The organism is Rhodopseudomonas sp., from assembly GCF_036404135.1.
Lineage (GTDB): Bacteria > Pseudomonadota > Alphaproteobacteria > Rhizobiales > Xanthobacteraceae > Rhodopseudomonas_A.
Map to the genome: position 1 here is coordinate 1 of NZ_DASWPE010000206.1, position 5,164 is coordinate 5,164.

The 5,164-nt window shown below is 64.7% G+C and carries 6 protein-coding genes and 1 pseudogene; 5 read left to right on the forward strand and 2 right to left on the reverse strand.

The window, feature by feature from the left end:
- Positions 1-268: 268 nt before the first annotated feature.
- On the reverse strand, positions 269-1,411 hold the full coding sequence (locus VGC77_RS22715; RefSeq protein WP_331173822.1) for an ROK family protein: 1,143 nt from the start codon (positions 1,409-1,411) through the stop codon (positions 269-271).
- A gap of 386 nt (positions 1,412-1,797) precedes the next feature.
- Here VGC77_RS22715 and rplU point away from each other — a divergent pair, with 386 nt between their 5' ends.
- The 4 genes from rplU (at position 1,798) to VGC77_RS22735 (ending at position 3,632) form a co-directional block, all read left to right on the forward strand.
- Positions 1,798-2,193, forward strand: coding sequence for a 50S ribosomal protein L21 (gene rplU, locus VGC77_RS22720; protein ID WP_331173823.1), 396 nt, complete (start codon positions 1,798-1,800; stop codon positions 2,191-2,193).
- A 73-nt stretch (positions 2,194-2,266) separates the two neighbouring features.
- A complete protein-coding gene (gene rpmA / locus VGC77_RS22725; protein ID WP_331173824.1) occupies positions 2,267-2,539 on the forward strand; it encodes a 50S ribosomal protein L27 in 273 nt (90 codons plus the stop codon).
- A gap of 131 nt (positions 2,540-2,670) precedes the next feature.
- Positions 2,671-3,270, forward strand: coding sequence for a GNAT family N-acetyltransferase (locus VGC77_RS22730; RefSeq protein ID WP_331173825.1), 600 nt, complete (start codon positions 2,671-2,673; stop codon positions 3,268-3,270).
- A gap of 191 nt (positions 3,271-3,461) precedes the next feature.
- A complete protein-coding gene (locus VGC77_RS22735) occupies positions 3,462-3,632 on the forward strand; it encodes a hypothetical protein (protein ID WP_331173826.1) in 171 nt (56 codons plus the stop codon).
- Positions 3,633-3,638: 6 nt separating this feature from the next.
- Here VGC77_RS22735 and VGC77_RS22740 read toward each other — a convergent pair whose 3' ends face one another.
- Positions 3,639-4,562: a DMT family transporter gene (locus VGC77_RS22740; protein WP_331173827.1), complete on the reverse strand. Its 924-nt coding sequence runs from the start codon at positions 4,560-4,562 to the stop codon at positions 3,639-3,641.
- Between the two features lie 169 nt (positions 4,563-4,731).
- Between VGC77_RS22740 and obgE the strand changes: the two are divergent.
- Positions 4,732-5,164 (forward strand): annotated as a pseudogene (gene obgE, locus VGC77_RS22745) (GTPase ObgE); the annotation flags it as partial.

Genomic DNA, 5,164 nt, shown 5'->3' on the forward strand with positions numbered 1-5,164 from the left:
CCCCGATAGGCTTGCACCTATGCCGCATTTCGAGTGCGGTGCATTCGACCACTCTGCCACCTCTCCGCGGTGCAGGGCAGGCGCGAACGCCTGCAGTCGCGCGGAGTTCTAGGCGAGCCGAGCCGATCAGACAAGGCGGGGCGGGACGGATATTTTCAGATCGCTTGGGTTTCGCTGCCGCCGCGGCCAGCGTCGGTTTCATTTCCGCCTGCTGCCGTCGGCGCCACCGCGGCCGCTCGGCAGCGCCCCCCGGCGCAGGCGCCGCGGCTCAATCCTTGTCCTTCTTGTCTTTCTTGTCCTTGTCCTTGTCCTTGGCCTTTTCGCTGTCCTTGTCCTTCTCTGCCTTCTTGGCCTTGGCCTTGCGGTTGGTGAAGCGGGCGTTGCCGAGTCCGGTGCCGATGGTCAGCACGCCCCAGCGCTCGAACTCCTGCATGAACGGCACTTCGCTGAGGCCCTGGGCGACGCCATCATTGTGCATCAGCACCGCGGTATCATGGTCCCCGATCACCGGAATGCCCTCGATCAGGCTGGTCGGCAGGTGGAAACGGCTGCTTTCCCAATTGCCGGGCAGGTTCTGCGCACCCTTTTCGATCGAGCCGTCGGGGTTGATCACGCCGGGGCAGGAGATCCCGATGAACGGCGCCAGCTTGAAGCCCTCGGCCTCGGCGGCGCCGATCAGATCCTTCAGCATCTTGGTCAACCGCTTCACCGCGCCCTCGCGGGTCGGCTCCTCGTCGGCGTGGCGCCACAGCTCGGACTTCCAGACCACCGCCTTCGACAGGTCGGGGGCCTTTTTCCAGCGGGTCTCGACCACCCCGCAGCGGATGTTGGAACCGCCGATGTCCACCGCCAGGATGCTGTCATGCGCCTCGAAGATCCATGACGGCGCCAGATGCAGGCAGCCGATCAGCCCGGCCTCGTCGGGGTGAAACCGGATCGGCACCAGATCGACCTTCAGCCCCTCGGCCTTCAGGATGATGTCGGTGCGCGCGATCGCCAGTTCGCCGATCCGGCTCTGCCGGAAGCCGCCGCCGACCACGATACATTCGGTGCCGGCCCAGGCCTTGGTCTTCATGAAGCGCCGGGTGACATAGGCCAGTTCCTGGGCGAAATCCTCGATCGCGCTGTGCACCACCGCGGCGGCGCCGACGTCGTCGCCGGTCAGCACCGCGTCGAGGGTGGATTTGCCGATGTCCTCGGTGGAGGTCTTGCCGAACGGATCGTCGCCGTTCTGCCGCAGCGGCTTGCGCCAGCCGTCGAGAATCCGTTGAAACGCGCCTTTGCTGGCGCGGTCGCCAAGGAAGCCGTCGTCGTCCTTGAGTTCGATATTGTAACTGTCGACCTCCACCGAGGGCAGGCGCGTCGCGCCATGATTGCCGATGCCGATTGCCGTCAGTGTGTCTTCAGCCATCCTGTTGCGCCCCTGTTTCGTCCGTTGCGGACCGGGTGACAACATCCGGGGAACTGGTTGGTTTCGCGACCGTGAAAGCGCGGCGGGGAATCCCGGGCTTTGTGATCGCCACCGGCCAGCTTAAGCGCCGGCTCGCCTTGACTCGAAGCCGACGGCGGCTATAAAGCCAGCGTCCGGCGCGGGAGTCTCTCGCGCCGTCGTTTTTGCGTGGCCGGAGCAATCCGGCCTGCGCCAAGATCGGACGGTTTTTCAACCGCCGGCATTCCACGGGCATCTTTGGCCAGGCGACGCAGGTTGCCACGGCTGGATGCCGTACTTTAACGACTGAACAAGAAGCCAGCCCGGCTCGCTCCGAGCGCTGGAATCGAACACGAAGGAATTCAACGATGTTCGCAGTCATCAAAACCGGCGGGCGGCAATACCGCGTCGTTCCGGATGATGTCTTAGAGATTGGCAAGATCGCCGGCGATGTCGGCACCATCATCCAATTGGGTGAAGTTCTGGTGCTCGGCGGCGACACCCCGGTGCTCGGCCTGCCCACCGTGGCGGGCGCCACCGTGGCCGCCGAAGTGCTGCAGCATAAGCGCGGCCCCAAGGTGATCTCGTTCAAGAAGCGCCGGCGCAAGAATTCCAAGCGCAAGCGCGGCTATCGCGACGAGATCACGGTGTTGCGCATCACCGAGATCCTCGCCGACGGCAAGGCGCCCAGCATCGGGCCGCGTCCGCCGCGCGAGAAGAAGCCGGTGGTCGAAACCCCGGCTGACGCCGAAGACGTGGCGTAAGCCCCGCGCAAGATTTGCAATGATTCCGTCAAGGAATTGATTTACACATCTATTTGCAGTTTGGAGACGAGCCATGGCTCACAAAAAAGCAGGCGGTTCATCGCGCAACGGGCGTGATTCGGCGGGCAAGCGGCTCGGAATCAAGGCCTATGGCGGCGAGCGCGTGATTCCCGGCAACATCATTGCGCGTCAGCGCGGCACCACCTGGCATCCCGGCCTCAATGTCGGCATGGGCACCGATCATACGTTGTTCGCCAAGATCGAGGGTCACGTCGAATTCCGCGCCAAAGCCAACGGCCGCACCTTCGTATCGATCCTTCCGATCGCAGTAGCCGCGGCCGAATAAACGGTGGACATCAAATCGTCCGCCGGGTCCTGTTGAACCGGCGGAGCAGATCAGGCTCCAAGGGGGAGGCGGGAAACCGGCCTCCCCCTTTTCGTTTGTTGCGTTTCGCTTTCCACGCACAGGAGCCCGACATGTTGCAGGACATCCCGACATCGCCATTGCGCGAGACCAGTAGCTGCGTCCTCGAGACCGAACGGCTCGCCTTGCGCAAGCCGACGCTCGCGGACGTAAAAACCATCGCCCATCTCGCCAAGGATCGTCGCGTCGCGGAGAACACCCGCCGGCTGCCGCATCCCTATCGGCCGGACGACGCGACCCGCTTCATCAAGGCGCTGGCGGAGGCCGGCAACGAGACCGTGTTTCTGATCGAGCTGGATTTCCGCCCGATCGGCGTGGTCGGCATCGACTGGCGCGACCAGGACGCGCCGGAGCTGGGCTACTGGCTCGGCGTGGATTATTGGGGCCAGGGTTATGCCACCGAGGCCGCGCGCGCGGTGATCGACTTCACCTTCGAGGAATTCGAGGACGTCGAGCAATTGATCTCCGGCGCCCGGGTAGCCAATCCGGCGTCGCGCAACGTGCTGGAAAAATGCGGCTTCCAGTGGAGCGGCGTCGAACTGCACCGCTTCGAGGCGCTCGGCAGCTCGACCCCGGTGGATTGCTTCCGGCTGAGCCGCGGGGTGTGGTCGTCGCTGAAGAGCTGGGGCAATTCGAAGAAGCGGCTGGTGTAGCCGCCCCATTCTGTCCTACGGCGTGCGATGCCCGGCCTTGCGCCGGGCATTTGGGTTTTGCGGCGCCGATTTGCCCGACATTCGTCGCGCCGACTTAGCAGACGTTTAATCACATCGATCGCCGCCCGTAGCGCCCCGAGTACGCAGCAGCCGCCGCGCGGGCTAGCAAGATCGTGCAATAGGAGATGCACATGGATCGATATCTGAACGCCCTGCTCAAGCGCGACATGCTCGACGAATTCAGGCATGAAGTGGACGCGGCCGATCGCCGCCACGCCGAGTCCGTCGCCAACGAGAACCGCTCGGGCATTCCCCCGCTGCAGCTGGTGCTGCCGGGGTTCGAGGTGTCGCGCGGCAAGTAACTGCACTCAGGCGCCGGGCGCGGTCGGGTCCGGCGGCGCGCCCGGGCGTTCGCGCAGGAAGATATAAAACCCGGCGCCGATGATGATGGCGGCGCCGATCAGCGTCGGCGGCGACGGCCAGTCGCCGAATACCAGATAGCCGAACACCACGCCCCACACGATCATGGTGTATTGATACGGCACCACCACGCTGGCCGGCGCCAACCGCAGCGAACGGTTGACGCTGAGTAGCCCCAGCGCCGACACCGCGCCGGCGATCGCGAACAGCGAGGCGTCGAACAGACCCGGCGTGATCCAGCCCGCCGGCGTCACCGCAATCAGCACCGCGCCGAGCGCCAGCGTGCCGATGAATTGCTGCGACGCCAGCACCATGTCGGGCGTGCCGCGCAAGAAGCGGGTGATCAGCAAGAGAGCTGCAAACAACACACTGGCGGCAAGCGCGATCAGCGCCGGCCAAGTCATAGTCTGCGCCGAGGGCTGCAGCGCGATCAACACCCCGACGAAGCCGATCACGATCGCGGTCCAGCGCCGCGCATCGACCGTTTCGCGCAGCACCAGCGCCGAGCCCACGGTGACGAACAGCGCCGAGGCGAGATAGAAGGTGATGACGTCGGCCAGCGGCAGATAGGCGGTGGCGAGAAAGAACGTCGCGACTTCCAGCGTGGCGATGCCGGTGCGCGCCAATTGCAGCCAGGGCCGCTGCAGCCGGAAGAGGTCGGCGCGCTGCCGCCAGATCAGCGGCGCCAGCACGATCAGCCCGGCGCAAGCGCGCAGCAGCAGCAATTGCCCGATCGAATAGCTCGCCACCACCAGCTTGCCGAGCGCGTCGCCGAACGAAAACAGCGCCATCGCCGCCAGCATCAGCGCGATGCCGGCGAGCCGCGCATTGTCCGGCGCGCCGGCGCTCGAAAATCTGCCAAACAACCCCATATGTCGGGAAACCTTGCTCAACGAGGTGAGGCCCGCGCGGCGCAGCTCGGCCGTGGCCCGCACCATCCTTTTCAATATCCGGGCCGCCGACAAGCGCGGAAAGCGCGGCGTTTACAGGCCTTTCGGCATAATCGGTTGCCGCCCGCACCCCCCTGCGATAGGGATAGACATGAAATTTCTTGACGAAGCCAAGGTTTATATTCGCTCCGGCGACGGCGGTAACGGCTGCGTGGCGTTTCGCCGCGAGAAGTATATCGAGTTCGGCGGACCCAGCGGCGGCAATGGCGGCCGCGGCGGCGATGTCGTCATCGAAGTGGTCGATGGCCTGAACACGCTGATCGATTATCGCTATCAGCAGCACTTCAAGGCGCAAAAGGGCACCAATGGCATGGGCAAGGACCGCCATGGCGCCAACGGCAAGCCGATCACGCTGAAGGTGCCGGTCGGCACCCAGATCTTCGACGAGGATCGCGAAACGCTGATCCACGACTTCACAGCGCTCGGCGAAAAGTTCGTGCTCGCCGAAGGCGGCAATGGCGGCTTCGGCAACGCGCATTTCAAGTCCTCGACCAATCGCGCACCGCGCAACGCCAATCCTGGTC

Bases quoted from the DNA above. Each gene is read 5' to 3' on its own strand.
- rpmA (WP_331173824.1), top strand. From the start codon at position 2,267: ATGGCTCACAAAAAAGCAGGCGGTTCATCGCGCAACGGGCGTGATTCG.
- VGC77_RS22730 (WP_331173825.1), top strand. From the start codon at position 2,671: ATGTTGCAGGACATCCCGACATCGCCATTGCGCGAGACCAGTAGCTGC.
- VGC77_RS22715 (WP_331173822.1), bottom strand. From the start codon at position 1,411: ATGGCTGAAGACACACTGACGGCAATCGGCATCGGCAATCATGGCGCG.
- VGC77_RS22735 (WP_331173826.1), top strand. From the start codon at position 3,462: ATGGATCGATATCTGAACGCCCTGCTCAAGCGCGACATGCTCGACGAA.
- VGC77_RS22740 (WP_331173827.1), bottom strand. From the start codon at position 4,562: ATGGGGTTGTTTGGCAGATTTTCGAGCGCCGGCGCGCCGGACAATGCG.
- rplU (WP_331173823.1), top strand. From the start codon at position 1,798: ATGTTCGCAGTCATCAAAACCGGCGGGCGGCAATACCGCGTCGTTCCG.